This is a genomic window from Pseudoalteromonas sp. SR44-8, assembly GCF_014163635.1.
GTDB classification, from domain to species: domain Bacteria; phylum Pseudomonadota; class Gammaproteobacteria; order Enterobacterales; family Alteromonadaceae; genus Pseudoalteromonas; species Pseudoalteromonas rhizosphaerae.
Genome location: NZ_JACJDS010000080.1, coordinates 1 through 1,619, shown reverse-complemented (window position 1 = coordinate 1,619; position 1,619 = coordinate 1). Strand labels below are relative to the sequence as shown.

Sequence of the window (1,619 nt, the reverse complement as noted above, 5' to 3'; positions counted from 1 at the left end):
GATGTTGATATCGGCGACAGCTTAGATGTGAGCAGTGTGACGGTTGTCAGTGCACCAAGCAATGGGCAAACTCAAGTAACAGCAACGGGGGCAATCATTTACACCGCCAATGCAGATTACTATGGCGATGACAGCTTTACTTACACAGTTAAAGACAGCAATGGCGCGATATCTAACCTTGCTACTGTCACCATGACCGTGAACCCAGTCAATGATGCGCCGGTGGCACAAACGCAAACCCTTAGCCTTGATGAAGATGCAAGCTTATTGATCACATTGCTTGCGACAGACATCGAAAATGACAGCTTAACTTATCGCATTGATACTGATGTCGCACACGGAACGCTAGTTCAACAAAGCAGTGATAGTTGGTTGTATTCAGCTGCGGCAGATTATAACGGCAGTGATAGTTTCACGTTTGTAGCCAATGATGGTGCGTTAGATTCAGCTCCTGTTAGTGTTAACTTAACCGTTAATGCTGTAAATGATGCCCCTGTTGCCAGCGCTGCAGCGGTGTCAGTAAATGAAGATACGCCACTGACTATCAACCTTACCGCCAGCGATATCGAAGGCGATACCTTAACGTATCAAATAAGCAGTCAGCCACAAAATGGCCGTGTTACATTGACTGGCTCGCAAGCAATATACCAAGGTGAGAGTGACTTCTTTGGCACCGATAGCTTCAGCTTTGTTGCTAACGATGGTAGCGTGGATTCAGCACCAGCGGTGATCACAGTGACCGTGAGCAGTGTTAATGATGTGCCAGTGATCAGCGGTTCACCGACTGTGTCAGTGAGTGAGAAAATCGCTTATAGTTTTGCGCCAACGGCAACTGACACCGAGGGCGATAACTTAACCTTTAGCATCAGTAATAAACCAAGTTGGTTGAGTTTTGATAGCAGTACCGGGTTGCTCAGTGGTACCGCTGTTAACAGCGATGTGGGTGTGTACAGTAATATTGTGCTCAGTGTCAGCGATGGCATGGGTACGGCGAGCTTACCGGCATTTAACTTAACGGTGATCAACGTCAATGACGCACCAACGATTGGTGGTGTTCCAGCATTAAATGTTGATCAAGATACGCCTTATAGCTTTACCCCAACAGCCAGCGATATTGATGGCGACAGCTTAACCTTTAGCATTAGCAACAAGCCGAGCTGGGCAAACTTTGATAGCAGCACTGGGCAGTTTTCAGGTACGCCAAGTAATGATGATGTCGGCGTAAATAACAACATTATTATTTCAGTATCAGACGGCGCGATTACTACAGCATTGAGTAGCTTTAATCTCACCGTTAAGAACGTTAACGATGCACCGACAATCAGTGGTACACCGAACACCACGGTAAGCGAAGACAGTCAGTATCAGTTTACGCCATCAGTGCGTGATATTGATGGTGATAGCCTCAGTTTCAGCATCATTAATAAGCCAAGTTGGGCAAGCTTTGACACCAGCACGGGCGAATTAGCGGGCACGCCACAGAACGAGGATGTGGGCAGCTACGCGGCTATTACTATCAGTGTTAACGATGGCACAGATAGCGCCAGTTTAACGCCATTTACATTAGAGGTTACCAACACCAACGATGCGCCGGTAGGGCAAAACTTCGCGTTTAACCT

1 protein-coding gene is annotated in these 1,619 nt (G+C 47.1%); it reads left to right on the top strand.

The features are described 5' to 3' along the window. Positions 1 to 1,619, top strand: a 1,619-nt coding sequence (locus H5183_RS21380; protein WP_182732679.1) for a tandem-95 repeat protein, incomplete at both ends; no start/stop codon positions are given.